Raw genomic sequence first — 15,943 nt, forward strand, 5'->3', positions numbered from 1 at the left:
GTGTACATTCCAACGTCGGAATACACGGAGGGGGACTGATGGGTATCACGATTCGCGAGCCCGCGGAGGGCGATTTCTTCTCGTGGCTCGCCCTCTACGAGGACTACGCGACCTACTACGAACGCGCGCTGACCGACCAGGGAGCTCTACTCGTCTGGAGCTGGCTGACGGATGCCGCCCGCGCCGAACGCGGTCTCGTCGCGGTCGACGATGGTGGCGCGCTCATCGGACTCGTGCACTATCACGAGGTTCCGCGCCCGCTGGACGGCGACCACGCTCTGCACATCGACGACCTCTTCGTCCTCGAGGAGCATCGCGAGCAGGGCTACGGACGCGCGTTGATCGAGGCGGTCGCGACGGTCGGCGCGGAGTTCGGCACACCGCTCGTCCAATGGTTGGCGAAGCCGGACGATCCGGATGCTCGCAGCTTCTACGACGAGATCGCCGACGCGTCGAGCGTTGTCGTGTACCGGCTTCGCACCGCGCAGCCGGCGCCGGTCGAGCCGGCTTCTGCCGAAGCGCCGTCCGCCGATGACGTCACCACGGACGACGACGCCGTCGGAGCCTCCTCGACGCACGACGCCGTCGAGACAGCCGCAGCGGACGACGCCTCCGCCGATGCTGCTCAGGGTGACGCTCCGCAAGGTGACACTGCGCAGGGTGACGCGGCGTCCGACGCGCAGACGACCGATGCTTCGGCATCCGATTCCCCGGCCGACAGCCAGACGACCGACTCGTCGACGACGGAGAGCTGAGCCATGCAGCTTGGCACCCGTTGGCCGGTCGGAGGAGCGGCGCCGCAAGCCCTGCCGTCCGTGGTCGTGTCGGCCGTCCGATCCGTTGAGGACGAGCTGGAGGCGCTCGACGTCGACGCATCGACGTGGCGTTGGACGCTGACCTGGCTCGAGGGCAGACCGGTGGTCGAGCTGGACGACGGCACCGTCATCCGGTATCACCCCGAAGAAGACTCTGCGACAGTGTCACAGCCCGACGAGGAAGCGCTCGACGCCGACTGACGCACTGTGCTCGGCGGCCGATGCGGCCGGCCGAGCACAGGACGAGCGGATGCGCGGGTCGATCGTCAGGGCATCATGCGTCCCCAGATTGCCGCCTGGCGTGCCGCGTCCTCGTCGAGACGGGCCTGGACACGTGTGGCATGCTCCGCGCGGTCCTCGCGTCGCTGGGCACTGGCGTTGCCCCACTCGACCATCAGCGCGCCGAGTCGCACGGCAGTGCGTTCGACGAAGGACGCTTCCCTGTAGTGCAGCATTGCGGTGCTCATGAGCTGGTCTCCTTCGGATCGATGAGCGGGTAGACGTTGAACTGGATCTGCACGCGGCGCGTGCCGTCGGCCTCCTGGCCGCGATAGCGGTCGCTGAGACGCAGGAAGAGCGAGTCGAGCTCCGTCTTGAGGTCCTCGAGCTGGTCGATGGTGAGCGGCAGCGAGGTGTGGCTGATCGTGCTCGCCTCGATCCAGCGCTTCGGCAACACCTCGTCGCCCTGTTCGATGAACTGCATGGTCTGGCCGAACCAGCGGCGATGCCACGTCGTGGCTATGAGGTCGGCGGCCGCGTTCTCGGCCTCGCTCTGCTCGTCCGACGATCTCAGTGCGACAGCACCCGGGGTGCGCTCCCACCACCGCTCGCGGGCAGTGCCCTTGCCTTCGACCTCCTGCACGAAACCGTGCTTGGCGAGTTCGCGCAGGTGATAGCTCATCGACCCGCTCGACTCCCCCAGGCGTTCGCCGAGCCCGCTGGCGGTGAGAGGTCCGAACTGCACGAGCTCCTCGAAGATCTGCATGCGGAGCGGATGCGCGAGCGCCTTCAGCGCTGTCGCATCCAGGCGGCGCGGCTGCTCGACAGCCCGTGCCCGGCCTTCGTCCTCTGTGCTCATGAGACGAGGCTACTCTTGCAAAGAGTTCTTTGCAAGGATCTCTTTGCAACCTTTCCTTTGCAAACTGCTCTTTTCAAGAAGAGCTGTGGAGCGGTGGCGAGCGGGGTGCACGGGCACTCCGCGCATCCCGTTCCGAAGTGCGCGGGCTCAGGCGCGGGCGATGATCTCCCCGTGGGTCAACGCGAACCATCCGTCCTTCGCCGTGACCCATTCGCGCCACGCTGTTGCCACGCCCTGCAGATCGCTCAGGGTCGCGTGCCCGCCCTCGATCGCCCGCGTCGCGAAGTCCGACTCTGTGGTCCGCTCGGCCCACGACGAGCCCCACCATTCGCGATCCGCATCCGAGGCGAACGACCACACCGAAGCGGATGCCGCCACCTCCTCGAACCCCGCTCGCAGCGCCCATGCCTTCAGACGCCGCCCCGCCAGAGGCTCTCCCCCGCTGGTGTGCGCGGCGTCCACGTAGATCCGCAGCCATTCGGCGATGCCGGGAAGCAGCGGATACCAGGCAGGCGTTCCGTAATCCGCGTCGCGCGCCGCCACGATGCCACCGGGCTTCAGCACCCGCCGGAACTCGCGGAGCGCAGTCACCGGATCCGCGAGGTGCTGCAGCACCTGGTGCGCGTGCACGACGTCGAATGTGGCATCCGGAAAGTCGAGCGCGTAAGCGTCGCCCGTGCGGAACTCCACGTTGTGGAGGTCGTTGTCGAACGCCAGACCGTTCGCGTTCGCGACGACCTCCTCTGACGCGTCGATGCCGACGACACGTCCCGGCGAGACCAGCCGGGCGAGGTCGAGCGTGATGGTGCCTGGTCCGCTGCCGACGTCGAGCACGTCCGACCCCGGCGACAGATGCGGAATCAGATAGGCGGCCGAGTTCTCCGCCGTGCGCCAGGAATGAGACCGCAGGACGCTCGCGTGGTGACCGTGAAGGTAGCGCTCGTTGTCGTGGGATGCCATGGGCCCAGCCTAGGAAATCGGCCCGCTTAGGCTGGTGATTATGACGACCAATCCGCTTTTGGCCCCTAGCGGGCTGCCGCAAGGACTTCCGCCGTTCTCCGAGATCCGGGACGAGCACTACGCGCCTGCCTTCGAACAGGGCATGGCCGAGCAGCGCGACGAGGTGGAGGCCATCGCCGCAGAGACCGCCGAGCCCACGTTCGAGAACGTGCTCCTCCCCCTCGAGCGATCCGGACAGCTGATGCGACGCGTGGCCGACGTGTTCTACAACAAGAGCTCCGCCGACTCGAACGACGAGGTCAGCGCCATCGAGGAGGAATTCGCTCCCAAGCTCGCCGCACACGAGGATGCCATCCGGCTGGATCCGCGCCTGTATGCCCGTATCGACGCCATCCATTCGCGACTCGACGAACTCGGCCTCGACGCGGAATCCCGTTACCTGGTCGAGCGGTACCACGAGGAGTTCACGCTCGCCGGAGCAGCCCTCGCGGAGCCCGAGAAGGATCGACTCAAGGAGCTCAACGCCGAGCTCTCCATCCTCTCCACCCGGTTCGAGAAGAACCTGCTCGCCGACACCAACGACCTCGCCGTGCACATCACCGATGTCGCCGATCTCGACGGCCTGAGTGCCGCCGAGATCTCTGCGGCCGAGGCTGCTGCATCCGATCGCGGGCTGGACGGATATCTGATCACTCTGGTGCTCCCCACCGGCCACCCGTACCTGGCCAGGCTCACCCGCCGGCACGTACGCGAGCGCGTGATGGAGGCGTCACGGTCCCGCGGCATCCACGGCGGTGATCACGACACGCGCGAGCTGGTGCTGCGCATCACCGCGCTGCGCGCTGAGCGCGCCCGGCTCCTCGGCTTCACGAACCACGCAGCGTACGTCACCGCTTCCCAGACCGCGAAGACCCCGGATGCCGTCGCCGCCATGCTGGGACGCCTCGCCCCTGCCGCCGCCCGCAACGCCACAGCCGAGAAGGCGGATCTCCGCGAGGCCGCGGGATTCGACATCGAGTCGTGGGACTGGGCTTTCTTCTCCGAGAAGGTCCGCGCGGCGAAGTACGACGTGGACACCGCCGTGATGCGACCCTATTTCGAAGCCGAGCGCGTGCTGCACGACGGCGTGTTCTTCGCGGCGAACCGGCTGTACGGCATCCGCTTCGAAGAACGTCCCGAGCTCACCGGCTACCACCCCGACGTCCGCGTCTTCGAGGTCTTCGACACGGACGACTCCACCCTCGGGCTCTTCCTCTACGACCTGTACACGCGCGACTCGAAGCGCGGCGGTGCCTGGATGAACGACCTCGCACAGCGCACGGGGCTGCTGGGCGGCGGCACGGTCGTGGTCAACAACCACAACGTGCCGAAGCCTGCCGTGGGCGAGCCCACACTGCTCACGTACGACGAGGTGAGCACCCTGTTCCACGAGTTCGGGCACGCGCTGCACGGGCTCTTCGGTCGCACCACCTATCCGAAGTTCGCGGGAACCAGCGTCTTCCGAGATTTCGTCGAGTTCCCCAGCCAGGTGAACGAGATGTGGATGCTCTGGCCGGAGGTGCTCGACAACTACGCGCGACACTACGAGACCGGAGAGCGGATGCCGGGGGAACTCGTGGAGCGTATCCACACATCGGAGGCCTTCAACCAAGGCTTTGCGACGAGCGAGTACCTCGCCGCCGCGATGCTCGACCAGGCCTGGCATCGCATCGACGCCGACACGGTCGTCGATTCCGTGGAGGACTTCGAGTCGGCGGCACTCGATGAGGCGGGCGTACATGACGGGGCAGTGCCGCCGCGGTACTCCAGCACCTACTTTGCGCACACGTTCTCCGGCGGCTACGACGCCGGGTACTACTCCTACATCTGGAGCGAGGTACTCGATGCTGACACCGTCGAATGGTTCAAGGAAAACGGCGGACTCTCCAGGGATGGCGGCGAACGCTTCCGGCGCAGGCTGCTCGGCGTCGGTGGCTCGAAGGATCCGTTGGAGGCGTACCGCGACTTCCGCGGGCGCGATGCGGTGATCGATCCCCTGCTGCGCCGGCGCGGTCTCGACTGATCCGATCCGCGTGGAACGGGCCGGTGGACACGACGTCTGCCGGCCCGTTTGTTGCGGAGCGTGACGGAGCGACGTGCGCGCTCGCGCCGCTTTTCGTACTGTGATCAGGTCGTCAGGTGGATGATCCGCCGCGACATCCCATCCGCAGACTGACGAACAGCTCAGGAAGAAGCCATGTCACAGCTCCCCGAACTCGATCACACCGCAACGTGCGCGTGCGAGTCCGGGCTGATGTGCGCGGACATCCGTCCCGGGCACGGCCTGCACGCGCTGCAGCTCCGCCTTGCCGCGGCGACACCGTCGCGTTGGCGGGATGCCCTCGTCGTCGGCGTGCGTGACGGTTGGGTCGACGTCGTCACTCTCGACGGATCCGTCGTGTCCCTCTGGAACCATGGCGACCTGACGGACTCGGTCACCCCGGGCGAGCCCATCGCGCTGCACACGATGTACAACGTGCTCGCCGCAGGATCCCGTCGGTTCAACGTCCTGGCTTCCGCAGCCTGAATCGTCTCGGCTCCGGAGGCAAGCGCCTGTGACGGCTCAGACCGTCTCGGCGTCGCGCATCATGTCGAGCATGGCCTGGCACGCGTTCATGCACTCCGTGCACGCCATCGCGCACATGCGGCAGGTCTCGCTCATCTCCGCGTGGTTCCCGCACTCGTCGGCGCAGGCGGAGCACATGGCGATGCAGGCCCGCAGCATCGCCTGCATGGCCGTCATGTCGTATCCGCTCGGGCGCATCATCATGCGCATCATCGTGTTGCAGACGTCGGCGCAGTCCATGCACATCGAAGCACACTTGATCATGCCGTCGGCCATGTCGTTGTCCGCGCACATCGTGCACGCCTGTTCGCACGCCGAACACGCCTCGATACACGCCTGCATCGTCATCGCATCCATCGCCGGCATGCCGATCGCATCCATCGACATGTTCTGCATCATTTCGGCTGTCATGTTCGTGTTCATCGGGTCCCCCGTGTCTGAAGCGAATCGAGATGTCACCGGCGATGCTACGCCGGGCCCGGAGTCGCCCACCACGGTCCTGCTCACAAAACTGCGGCTTCGAGCAACCGGAATCGTCCGCGGACCGGATCCAGCTCGGCACGTAGGCCGTTCGGCACGACGAACTGCGGGTCGGTGTGGCCGATGTCGACGCCGGCAAGCACCGGAATGCCGCCGACTCCCCACTCGTCAAGCCGCTCGAGGATGATCCGATCCAGCTCGCGCACCTGGTCGGCGTTGTATCCGTTCGGCCGACCGATCACGAGGCCGGCGATCCGCTGCAGGATTCCCTGCGCACCGTAGTTGCGCAGCCAATAGCCCACCTGAGCGGGCGACGGCCTGTCCTCGGAGGTCTCCAGGAACAGGATCGTGTCGTCGAAGAACTCGGGCGCCGGCCAGAACGACGTGCCGACCATCATGTCGAGCACGTCGATGCATCCGCCGAAGAGGCGACCGCTTCGGGGAGCGGATCCGCGGAGCCACCGCCATCCACTGTTCCGGCGCAGCCGGTTCACCCGCGTTCCGTCCTGCTGGGACCAGTCCGGATATCCGGCCGACCACTGAGGAAACGGTCGGTAGTCGTAGGCGTCTGTTGGAGTGAAGAGGATGTCGCGCACGTGCTCGAGCATTCCGGGGAGGTTGGCCGCCTGAGCGAATCCGGCCATCACGGAAGGTCCGTTGAACGTCACGAGTCCATGCTGCGCCAGCCAGATGAGCTGAGTGGTCGTGTCGGAATAGCCGAGCATGATCTTCGGATGCCGAGCGATCGCATCCACGTCGAGATGCGGCACGATGCGGATCGAGTCGTCTCCGCCGATCACGCTGAACACGGCGGAGATCTGCGGATCGGCGAACGCCTCATTCACGTCTGCGGCCCTGGCCTCCGGACTCCGCCACGCCTCGTCGGGGGTCAGACGTGTGGACGGATACTCGATCGGAATCAGTCCCAGCCGGTCTTCGAGCGTCGCGAGCCCCGCACGGTACACGTGCGGGAAGACTGTCGATCCCGGCCACGATGTTGCGACGATCGCCACCCGGTCCCCCGGGCGCAACCGCCGCGGTTTGACGATCAGGCCGACTTCTCTTCGCGGCGGGTACGACGATGCGGAACGATCGTCGGTGCCGCGTTGTCGAGCACCGCTTCACGCGTGACGACGACGCGCGCCACCTCGTCGCTGGAAGGCACCTCGAACATGATCGGCCCGAGCACCTCCTCCATGATCGCCCGGAGGCCGCGGGCGCCGGTCTGCCGCAGCACGGCGAGGTCGGCGATGGCGTCCAACGCCGGCTGGTCGAAGTCGAGCTCGACGCCGTCGAGCTCGAACATGCGCTGGTACTGCTTGACGAGCGCGTTCTTCGGCTCGGTGAGGATCTGGATGAGCGCCTCGCGGTCGAGCTGCGTCACCGTGGTCACGACGGGAAGGCGTCCGATGAATTCCGGGATCAGGCCGAACTTGTGCAGGTCTTCCGGAAGCACCTCGCTGAAGATGTTGATGTCGTCGCCCTTGCTGTGCAGCGGGGCGCCGAAGCCGATGCCCTTCTTGCCTGCGCGCGAGGAGATGATGTCTTCGAGTCCCGCGAACGCGCCGGCGACGATGAACAGCACGTTGGTCGTGTCGATCTGGATGAACTCCTGGTGCGGATGCTTACGTCCACCCTGCGGCGGAACCGACGCCACCGTCCCCTCCAGGATCTTCAGCAGTGCCTGCTGCACGCCCTCGCCGGAGACATCGCGCGTGATGGACGGGTTCTCGGCCTTGCGGGCGATCTTGTCGACCTCGTCGATGTAGATGATCCCGGTCTCGGCCCGCTTGACGTCGTAATCCGCGGCCTGAATGAGCTTCAGCAGGATGTTCTCGACATCCTCTCCCACGTAACCGGCCTCGGTGAGCGCCGTCGCGTCCGCGAAGGCGAACGGCACGTTGAGCCGCCTCGCGAGCGTCTGTGCCAGGTAGGTCTTGCCGCACCCGGTCGGACCGATGAGCAGGATGTTGGACTTGGCGATCTCGATGTCCTCGCCGACCTGCTCGGCCGGACCGAGCGTGGTGCGCGCGCGCACCCGCTTGTAGTGGTTGTACACGGCGACGGAGAGCGCCTTCTTCGCGGCCTCCTGACCGATGACGTACTCCTCGAGGAAGGCGAAGATCTCTTTCGGCTTGGGAAGGTCGAACTGGCCGGTGTTCTCTTCACCGGACTCCGCCATCCGCTCTTCGATGATCTCGTTGCACAGCTCGACGCATTCGTCGCAGATGTACACGCCGGGGCCCGCGATGAGCTGCTGGACCTGCTTCTGGCTCTTGCCACAGAACGAGCACTTGAGCAGGTCGGCGCTTTCTCCGATGCGAGCCATGGAACCTCCCGGGTGGGCTGCTTCTTACGAGCCTAACCTGTGGTGCAGACAATGATGGGTAGCTCTCCACACCGGTGTGGCACGGTGCGGAGAGGACGCGAAACGGCGGAGGACATGTCGTCCTCCGCCGTCATCCGCGGGTCGTGCTCCTACTTCGCGGTCAGTGCGGGCAGGCTCTTGCGACTGGTCAGGACCTGATCGATGAGCCCGTATTCGCGGGCCTCCTCGGCCGACAGGATCTTGTCGCGGTCGATGTCCTTGTTCACCTGGGCGACATCCTTGCCGGTGTGCGCAGCGAGGGTCTCCTCGAGCCAGGTACGCATGCGCATGATCTCGTTCGCCTGGATCTCGATGTCGGACGCCTGCCCCTGCCCGGCCTCGCCCACGGCGGGCTGGTGGATGAGGATGCGCGCGTTCGGCAGCGCGAGTCGCTTGCCCGGCGTGCCTGCCGCGGTGAGCACGGCGGCGGCGGACGCCGCCTGACCGAGCACGACCGTCTGGATCTGCGGACGGATGTACTGCATCGTGTCGTAGATCGCCGTCATGGCCGTGAAGGATCCGCCGGGAGAGTTGATGTACATGACGATGTCGCGGTCGGGATCCTGGCTCTCCAGCACGAGCAGCTGCGCCATGATGTCGTCGGCCGAGGCGTCGTCCACCTGCACGCCGAGGAAGATGATGCGGTCCTCGAAGAGCTTCGCGTACGGGTCCTGGCGCTTGTAGCCGTAGGCCGTTCGCTCCTCGAAGCTGGGCAGGATGTAGCGGGAGCTCGGCATGGCGACGCGTGATGCGCCGGCCAGAGACGAGAAGTTCGGGGTTTCCATCTGTGTCGTGTCCTTCGTTTCTCTCTCGCCTACTCCTGGGTTCCGCCGCCGCCGATGACGTCGGTCGCCGACTCGCGGATGTGATCGACGAAGCCGTAGTCCAGGGCTTCCTGCGCAGTGAACCAGCGGTCGCGGTCACCGTCGGAGTTGATCTGCTCGACCGTCTTCCCGGTCTGCGACGCGGTGATCTCGGCGAGACGCTTCTTCATGTCGAGGATGAGCTGCGCCTGCGTCTGGATGTCGCTGGCCGTTCCGCCGAATCCACCGTGCGGCTGGTGCAGCAGCACCCTGGCGTTCGGCGTGATGTACCGCTTGCCCTTCGTGCCTGCTGTCAGCAGCAGCTGCCCCATGGACGCCGCCATGCCGATGCCGACCGTCACGATGTCGTTCGGAACGAACTGCATGGTGTCGTAGATGGCCATGCCAGCGGTGATCGAACCACCGGGAGAGTTGATGTACAGGTAGATGTCGCGCTTCGGATCCTCCGCCGCCAGCAGCAGCAGCTTCGCGGCGATCTCATTGGCGTTATCGTCACGCACCTCCGAGCCGAGCCAGATGATGCGATCCTTCAGCAGTCGGTCAAAAACACTGGGTTGCAGTGTCGGTTCGGCCATGAACGTGCTCCTTCTTCGTACGTGCTCTCGAATCTATCGAAGGGGTCACGGGCCCACGGCGTTGTTCGCCGTCGGCAGAGCCGTCGGCGAACCGGACCAGCACAGTGCCGTCGGTGAACCGGACAAGCACGGGCCTTCGGAAGAGCGGGGCCGACGATCCGTCGGTCGCGGCTCGAGCCTGTCGAAACCGCGGCAACCCTGCAGTGGTTTCAACAGCCTCGACCTGCGACGGAGATCAGATGGCGTCAGTACGCGATCTCGCGTGCGTACTCGGAAACGGAACGCGTATAGAGAGGGAGGTGCGGCGCCAACGCCATCAGCGCGACTGACGTGGCACGACGCGACTCCCCCGCTGAGGCGAGGGCCAGCGCGTAGAACGCGGCGACCGCGTCCCGGTAAGGCGAATCGGCGTGCTTCGTGTACTCGTCGCCGAGCATCCACACGGCTTCGTGGACCCGTCCGAGGTTGCGCAGCGTGCTCGCCAGCTGCACGACTGCTCTCACCCTGTGGTCATCGTCGAGTCCGATCAGGAGCGCTCTGCGATAGAGGGGTTCAGCCTCGGACTCGCGTCCGGCGGCATCCCGTGCTCCCGCCCTGTGGAACAGTGCGATCGCATTGTCGCCCCACACTCCGGCCAGGCGGTCGATACGCTCGATTCGCTCCGCGTCGCTCAGTTCCTCGTCCGCCCAGACCGCGTCGAACTGGCTGTCCCAGTCGGTCACCGCTGCACCCTCCGCACTCGTCTCGCACCATCGCCGCACACGCATCCGCGGACCAGCCGGAGCCGGGCCGATGGACGCGAAAAGGGGGCGGATGCCGAGCATCCACCCCCTTGCACGACTCTATCGCGGCTAGGCCTTCGCGCTCTTCGCGGCCTTCTTCTTCGGCTTCTCGTCGGCAGCCTCCGCCTCGTCGGCGGCTGGCTCAGCGTCGCCGGCAGCGTTCTCGGTCTCGGCGGACTCGTCATCCGCCGACTCCTCGACGGGCTCGTTCACCGCGGCGAACTCTGCCAGGTCGACCGGCTGTCCGTTGCTGTCCTTGACCACCGCGCGGCCGAGCAGAACGGCGATCGTCTTGTTGCGGGCGACCTCGCCGAAGATCTGCGCGAGCTGACCGTTCTCGCCGAGCGCCTGCACGAACTCGTTCGGGTCCATGCCGTACTGGCCAGCGGCCTGCACGAGGTAGTTGTTGAGCTCATCCTGGCTGACCTGGATGTTCTCCTTCTGCGCGATCTCGTCGAAGAGAACCTGCGTGCGGAAGGCCTTCTCGCTGGCCTCCTTGACCTCTGCGCGGTGCACGTCGTCTTCGAGGCGCTCCTCGGCCTCGAGGTGACGGTGCACCTCGTCCTCGACGAGTCCCTCGGGAACGGGGATCTCGGTCAGCTCGAGCAGACGGTCGACGATGAGGTTGCGTGCCTCGTTGCCCTGGTTGAAGGTCTTGCCACGGGCCGCTTCGCCACGGAGCGACTCACGGAGCTCGGCGATGGTGTCGAACTCGCTGGAGATCTGCGCGAAGTCGTCGTCGGCATCCGGAAGCTCGCGCTCCTTGACGGCGTTCAGCGTGACCGTGATCTCGGCGTCTTCGCCTTCGTGGTCACCACCGAGGAGCTTCGACGTGAACGTCGTGGTCTCGCCGGCGGACAGGGCGTCGAGCGCCTCGTCGATGCCGTCCACCAGCTCGCCGGAGCCGACCTCGTAGGACACGTTGCTCGCCGTGTCGACCTGCTCCTCGCCGATCGCCGCGACGAGGTCGAGCTGGGCGAAGTCGCCCTTCTTGGCCGGACGGTCGACGGTGACAAGCGTGCCGAAGCGGCTGCGCAGGCGCTCGAGCTCCGCCTCGACGTCCTCGTCGGTGACCTCGGCCGCCTCGACCGTGAGCTCGAGTCCGTTGTACTCCGGAAGCGTGATCTCGGGACGCACGTCGACCTCGATCGCAACGATCAGGTCACCGGAGAAATCCTTGTCGCTGGGCCACTCGGTGATGTCCGCTTCGGGACGGCCCACCGGACGCACATCGTTCTCCTCGACCGCGGTGCGGTAGAAGCCCTCGAGTCCCTCGTTGACCGCGTGCTCGAGAACGGCGGCCTTGCCGACTCGCTGGTCGATGATGGGCGGCGGCACCTTGCCCTTGCGGAAGCCCGGAATGCTCACCTCTTCGGCGATGTGCTCATAGGCGTGCTTGATGCTGGGCTGCAGCTCCTCCGGGGTCACTGCGATGGTGAGCTTCGAGCGCGTCGGGCTCAGCTGTTCGACCGTGGTCTTCACGTGGGAGATCTCCTGTTATTGAAAGTGGTTCGGTCAGTCTCGACGTTGTCGGGGCGACAGGATTTGAACCTGCGGCCTCCCGCTCCCAAAGCGGGCGCTCTACCAAGCTGAGCTACGCCCCGGATCGTGGTGGACCCGCGAGGTCCGACCAGCCGGGCACGCGCCAGGCGTACAGCAAGCCGAAATGACCTCGAACAGTCTAGCGAATGATAGAGGACGCCCGGTGCGGTGCAGATCCCGCCGATTCCGAACCCCCAGCCGGCATGCACTATGCTTGCCAGCGCGGTCATCGACCGCTCCCAGGATCCGTCATCCGGGTCGCTCGGGGATGTAGCTCAATGGTAGAGCCTCAGTCTTCCAAACTGATGGTGCGGGTTCGATTCCCGTCATCCCCTCCACGGAGGAAACACCTGGTAACAGGCGGTTTTCTTCCACTCTGTGAATGACGAGCTCGGCCCCTTTCGCAGTCTGTGCGCACACTCGTGCGCACTCCCTCCCGGAGTATTCCGGCGGGAGTAGCAGCTGTCGAAGGAGTGACCATGAGCCCCCGCAAGCGCCAGGCGCGCCGATCCCCCAGCGACCTCGGCACGGTGCGCCAGGAACGCTCAGGCCGGTTCTCCGCCTCGTACCGGATCACCGACCCGGACACGGGCGTCACGACCACGTATCGGCCGCCTGGCCGGCGCACGTTCGACACGCGCGCAGAGGCGGCCGCGTGGCTCGCGCAAGAGCGGGCCGACCGCGCCCGCGGTACGTGGCGCGACCCCGACGCCGATCGGATCCTGTTGCGCGACTATGCGGCGACCTGGATCGCCAACCGCGCCGACCTCCGCCCCCGCACCCTCGACCTCTACCGTCACACCCTGCATCGCTGGGTACTCCCCCGCGTGTCGACCGACGAGCTGCACGGCCTCGAGCTCGGCCGGATGCCTCTGCGCGCGATCACCTCGGCGATGGTCGCCACTTGGCACGGGCACCTGGTCAACGCCACTCGCGACGCCGGCCAGGAACGCGCCGCCGGCCGCCGGGGCCGCATCCACCCTGCCCGCCTGTGGGCTCAGGCCAACGGCCACGCGGTGGCACCGACCGGCAAGATGCCTGCCCGGTTGCTTCAGGCGTGGAAGGCAGCCGGATCCCCAACGCCGGTACCCGACACCGACGACGCCGGCCGAACCGTCGCCGCGCAGGCGTACCGGCTGCTGCACACCATCCTCGCCACCGCCGAACGCGACGGGCTGATCGACAAGAACCCCTGCCAGGTGCGCGGCGCCCGCACCGTGCAACGCCGTGAGCGCACGATCCTCACCGCCGCCGAAGTCGAAGCCGTCGCCGCCGCGATCGATGCCGACACCTTCCTCGGTCCACGCCCGACGAGCCTGCGCGCCGCCGTCTACCTCGCCGCATGGTCCGGGCTGCGCTACGGGGAACTGTTCGCGCTCGCCCGCCGACACATCGACCTCGCGGCCGGCACTGTGCGCGTCGAGCGTGCCCTCGTCGCCCGCGCCGGCCACACGACGAAGTTCGGCAAGCCGAAGACCGCGAAGTCGCAGCGCATCGTGCACCTGCCCGGGTTCGTCATCAACGAGCTCCGCACCCACATGGCGCACCACACCGCCCTCGGCCCGAACGCTCTCATCTTCACGATCGCCTCGACCGGCGGGCCCGTCTCCGGCACCTTCGTCAGCCGAAGGCTCAAGACCGCGCTGCAAGCGATCGATCGGCCCGAAGTGACGTGGCACGACCTCCGGCACACCGGCGCCACGCTCGCCTACCGCACGGGCGCATCGCAGCGCGCCGTCATGAATCGCCTCGGACACGCCACGACAGCCGCCGCGATGATCTACGCCCACGCCGCCGAAGACGCCGACGCCGCGATCGCCGCTGGCCTCGACACGCTGCGGTCGACAGCTTCAGCCGACGCACCTGTGATTACCATCGGTCACACCGCATAGCAGCCGGACATTTCCATGAGAGCACGCCACCCAATCCCGCCGTCGAGACAGATCCGTGCGCGTTTCCTGGCCCGCGAGCTGCGATCCCGCCCTGTCGACGACCTACCGGGAATCCTCGGTCATGGCCTAAGCCGTCGCGCGCTCCTCCGAATCAGGTTCGCGTACAGCTTCCATCCGTGGGACTCGACTGCGCTTCTGGCCATCGATCTGCGCAGCAAGCTCACTGGCGATGACGCCGCCGGGGAGCGCGCCGTGAGCATGGCACGTACGTTCCTGCGCAACGCGCAAGAACGGATCGCTGCACTTCACGCGGAGCTTCGACAGTCGACATCATCGACATGGGCCGAAGAAACGAGTCCGGAGCATCACCGCCGCCACAACGTCGACCCGCCAACACCACCGCCAAGACATCACGTCACACTCGCGTTAGCACCTCGCGCGCCGGCCGCTTACTAGCGGTCGACCGCATCGACAGCACCGCTCCCGGGGAATGGATCCCCGCGTGCTGTCGCGCGCTCGACCAACACGATCCCCCATTCGTGTTTCTCGAGAAGAGGCAACCCCGTGACCACAACGACCACTCCAGCGACGCCAGACGACGGCAAGCCAGAGCCCGACCAGTTCGCGACCATCGAAGAGGTGGCCCGGTACTGGCGAGTCCACTACAACACCGTCTACAGGCTGATCCACGCCGGCAAACTCCCGGCCCGCAAGGTCGGCGCCGCGTGGCGCATTGACTGGGCCGACGTCAAGGCAAGCTCATGACGCCGGCCGAAGACGCGCAGCTCGAGCGCGTCCTCGATGGCATCGACCCGGCACTCTTCGATCACCCGCGCGGCCGCCAGCTTCGCACAGCGATCTACGCTTCCTACCCCGGCCGCATCCCGTGCTCGCGCCGCGAGCTGGAGCGACTGTGCGTGAGCCGCACCGGAAACCGATCGGGCAAGGAAAGGCCCCGGCCGCCGGAAGCGACCGGGGCCCAAGAAGCGGTCCGCCAGACCTCGCATGATCGTAACGCGGACCGGTGACCATGACGGATCAGATGATCCTCGAGAATCGTCCGGCGATCGAGTTGCTTCCGTCGCTTTGGGCACGGTGGCATTTCACGGACGCCGAGCGTCAAGTGCTCACCTGGCTGGCTCTCGACTCGTACAACGGGCAGACATCCACGCCTACCTACGACAACCTCGCCGGGTGGACCGGACTCATTCGGTCGTCGGTGCTCCGCGCAGTGCGCTCGATGGTGGAAGGGACCGACGGTCGTCCGCCGATTCTCGCTCGTGAAAGGACTGGCCGGCGCACGCGATTCCGATTCCTCTTCGCCGACCTGACCGCGGAAAGCGGTCACGTCATCTTCGCCGACCTGACCGACCTGACCGCCGACCTGACCGCGGAAAGCGGTCACGTTCCGGTCGCCGACCTGACCGCCGACCTGACCGCCGACCTGACCGCCGACCTGACCGCCGACCTGACCGCCGACCTGACCGCCGACCTGACCGCGGAAAGCGGTCACCGCCCTTCCCCTCCCTTCCATCCCCTTAACCCCCCTACCCCCCGTGGGTTGAAGGGCAGCATGCGAAACAAGAAGCTCCTCGAGGCACGGGATGGATATCCCGAGCACGAGCACGACAGCAATGCTCGACGCAAGATCGAGAGCGTTGTCGGACCTCGCAAGCTGCCGCTGTCGGTCGATCAGCTGATGGCATGGGCGTACCGGATCGGCAAGGGAGATCCCTGGGCAGGATGGCAACGGATGGACGCAGTCACGAACGAGGCCATGGATGGCGGTCGAATCAGGGATCCCAAGGCGCTGCTGCTGTATCGGCTGACCCGCCTGGTGCCGACCGATGCAGACTCAGCAGTCTCAGCCGATGGATGACGAGCTCGAGGACGGTCCGTCGGTGGTCCCGGGTAAGCCGGGAGGTGCTGCAAGTTCGATCGGTCGATCGAGTGGATGCCGGGGAGTGCGCGCCCCGATTGTGGCCCCGGCATCCAACATCGTCCCGGCACACCCTGAGCGGA

Annotated in this window: 18 protein-coding genes and 2 tRNA genes; 9 read left to right on the forward strand and 11 right to left on the reverse strand. The window is 66.5% G+C overall.

The features are described 5' to 3' along the window. The first annotated feature begins 38 nt into the window (after positions 1-38). Positions 39-755: a GNAT family N-acetyltransferase gene (locus tag ACX9R5_RS13185; RefSeq protein WP_459409483.1), complete on the forward strand. Its 717-nt coding sequence runs from the start codon at positions 39-41 to the stop codon at positions 753-755. Positions 756-758: 3 nt separating this feature from the next. Continuing rightward, complete coding sequence (locus ACX9R5_RS13190) at positions 759-1,016, forward strand: hypothetical protein (protein ID WP_459409484.1); 258 nt, start codon at positions 759-761, stop codon at positions 1,014-1,016. 65 nt (positions 1,017-1,081) lie between these two features. On the opposite strand, the gene ACX9R5_RS13195 is transcribed toward ACX9R5_RS13190, so the two are convergent. From ACX9R5_RS13195 to ACX9R5_RS13205, 3 genes are all read right to left on the reverse strand, one after another. Continuing rightward, a complete protein-coding gene (locus ACX9R5_RS13195) occupies positions 1,082-1,282 on the reverse strand; it encodes a hypothetical protein (RefSeq protein ID WP_459409485.1) in 201 nt (66 codons plus the stop codon). Then, the gene (locus ACX9R5_RS13200; protein ID WP_459409486.1) at positions 1,279-1,893 is read right to left on the reverse strand and encodes an ArsR/SmtB family transcription factor; all 615 of its coding nucleotides are present in this window, start codon (positions 1,891-1,893) and stop codon (positions 1,279-1,281) included. The genes ACX9R5_RS13195 and ACX9R5_RS13200 overlap by 4 nt, the downstream gene beginning before the upstream one ends. 147 nt (positions 1,894-2,040) lie before the next feature. Further along, entirely contained in the window at positions 2,041-2,853 is an 813-nt protein-coding gene (locus ACX9R5_RS13205) for a methyltransferase domain-containing protein (protein ID WP_459409487.1), read from the reverse strand. A gap of 40 nt (positions 2,854-2,893) precedes the next feature. On the opposite strand from ACX9R5_RS13205, the gene ACX9R5_RS13210 reads away from it, so the two are divergent. Both ACX9R5_RS13210 and ACX9R5_RS13215 read left to right on the forward strand, forming a co-directional pair. Continuing rightward, entirely contained in the window at positions 2,894-4,915 is a 2,022-nt protein-coding gene (locus ACX9R5_RS13210) for a M3 family metallopeptidase (RefSeq protein ID WP_459409488.1), read from the forward strand. A gap of 174 nt (positions 4,916-5,089) precedes the next feature. Then, on the forward strand, positions 5,090-5,419 hold the full coding sequence (locus ACX9R5_RS13215) for a hypothetical protein (RefSeq protein WP_459409489.1): 330 nt from the start codon (positions 5,090-5,092) through the stop codon (positions 5,417-5,419). Between the two features lie 36 nt (positions 5,420-5,455). Here the strand turns inward: ACX9R5_RS13215 and ACX9R5_RS13220 are convergent, their stop codons facing one another. The 8 genes from ACX9R5_RS13220 to ACX9R5_RS13255 form a co-directional block, all read right to left on the reverse strand. Continuing rightward, positions 5,456-5,953 (reverse strand): four-helix bundle copper-binding protein, encoded by a 498-nt coding sequence (locus ACX9R5_RS13220; RefSeq protein ID WP_459409490.1) that lies wholly within the window; start codon positions 5,951-5,953, stop codon positions 5,456-5,458. An 8-nt stretch (positions 5,954-5,961) separates the two neighbouring features. Next, positions 5,962-6,951, reverse strand: coding sequence for a S66 family peptidase (locus ACX9R5_RS13225; protein WP_459409491.1), 990 nt, complete (start codon positions 6,949-6,951; stop codon positions 5,962-5,964). A gap of 35 nt (positions 6,952-6,986) precedes the next feature. Continuing rightward, a complete protein-coding gene (gene clpX, locus ACX9R5_RS13230) occupies positions 6,987-8,267 on the reverse strand; it encodes an ATP-dependent Clp protease ATP-binding subunit ClpX (protein WP_459409492.1) in 1,281 nt (426 codons plus the stop codon). Positions 8,268-8,416: 149 nt separating this feature from the next. Continuing rightward, on the reverse strand, positions 8,417-9,091 hold the full coding sequence (locus tag ACX9R5_RS13235; protein ID WP_459409493.1) for an ATP-dependent Clp protease proteolytic subunit: 675 nt from the start codon (positions 9,089-9,091) through the stop codon (positions 8,417-8,419). A gap of 29 nt (positions 9,092-9,120) precedes the next feature. Further along, positions 9,121-9,705, reverse strand: a complete 585-nt coding sequence (locus ACX9R5_RS13240) for an ATP-dependent Clp protease proteolytic subunit (RefSeq protein ID WP_459409494.1) — start codon at positions 9,703-9,705, stop codon at positions 9,121-9,123. A gap of 245 nt (positions 9,706-9,950) precedes the next feature. Beyond that, positions 9,951-10,427 carry a tetratricopeptide repeat protein gene (locus ACX9R5_RS13245; protein WP_459409495.1) on the reverse strand — a complete coding sequence of 159 codons (477 nt, stop codon included), beginning with the start codon at positions 10,425-10,427 and terminating at the stop codon, positions 9,951-9,953. 129 nt (positions 10,428-10,556) lie between these two features. Then, the gene (gene tig / locus ACX9R5_RS13250) at positions 10,557-11,969 is read right to left on the reverse strand and encodes a trigger factor (protein ID WP_459409496.1); all 1,413 of its coding nucleotides are present in this window, start codon (positions 11,967-11,969) and stop codon (positions 10,557-10,559) included. A gap of 48 nt (positions 11,970-12,017) precedes the next feature. Continuing rightward, positions 12,018-12,091: transfer RNA gene (locus tag ACX9R5_RS13255), tRNA-Pro, on the reverse strand. A gap of 202 nt (positions 12,092-12,293) precedes the next feature. Between ACX9R5_RS13255 and ACX9R5_RS13260 the strand changes: the two genes are divergently transcribed. The 5 genes from ACX9R5_RS13260 (at position 12,294) to ACX9R5_RS13280 (ending at position 15,800) form a co-directional block, all read left to right on the forward strand. Next, a tRNA-Gly gene (locus tag ACX9R5_RS13260) sits at positions 12,294-12,367 on the forward strand. Positions 12,368-12,508: 141 nt separating this feature from the next. Further along, entirely contained in the window at positions 12,509-13,921 is a 1,413-nt protein-coding gene (locus ACX9R5_RS13265; protein WP_459409497.1) for a tyrosine-type recombinase/integrase, read from the forward strand. A gap of 564 nt (positions 13,922-14,485) precedes the next feature. Further along, entirely contained in the window at positions 14,486-14,686 is a 201-nt protein-coding gene (locus tag ACX9R5_RS13270) for a helix-turn-helix domain-containing protein (protein ID WP_459409498.1), read from the forward strand. Beyond that, positions 14,683-14,949 carry a hypothetical protein gene (locus ACX9R5_RS13275; RefSeq protein WP_459409499.1) on the forward strand — a complete coding sequence of 89 codons (267 nt, stop codon included), beginning with the start codon at positions 14,683-14,685 and terminating at the stop codon, positions 14,947-14,949. Before ACX9R5_RS13270 ends, ACX9R5_RS13275 begins: the two co-directional genes overlap by 4 nt. Positions 14,950-15,152: 203 nt before the next feature. Further along, positions 15,153-15,800, forward strand: coding sequence for a hypothetical protein (locus tag ACX9R5_RS13280; protein WP_459409500.1), 648 nt, complete (start codon positions 15,153-15,155; stop codon positions 15,798-15,800). Positions 15,801-15,943 lie beyond the last annotated feature (143 nt).

This window comes from Rathayibacter sp. CAU 1779, assembly GCF_054551755.1.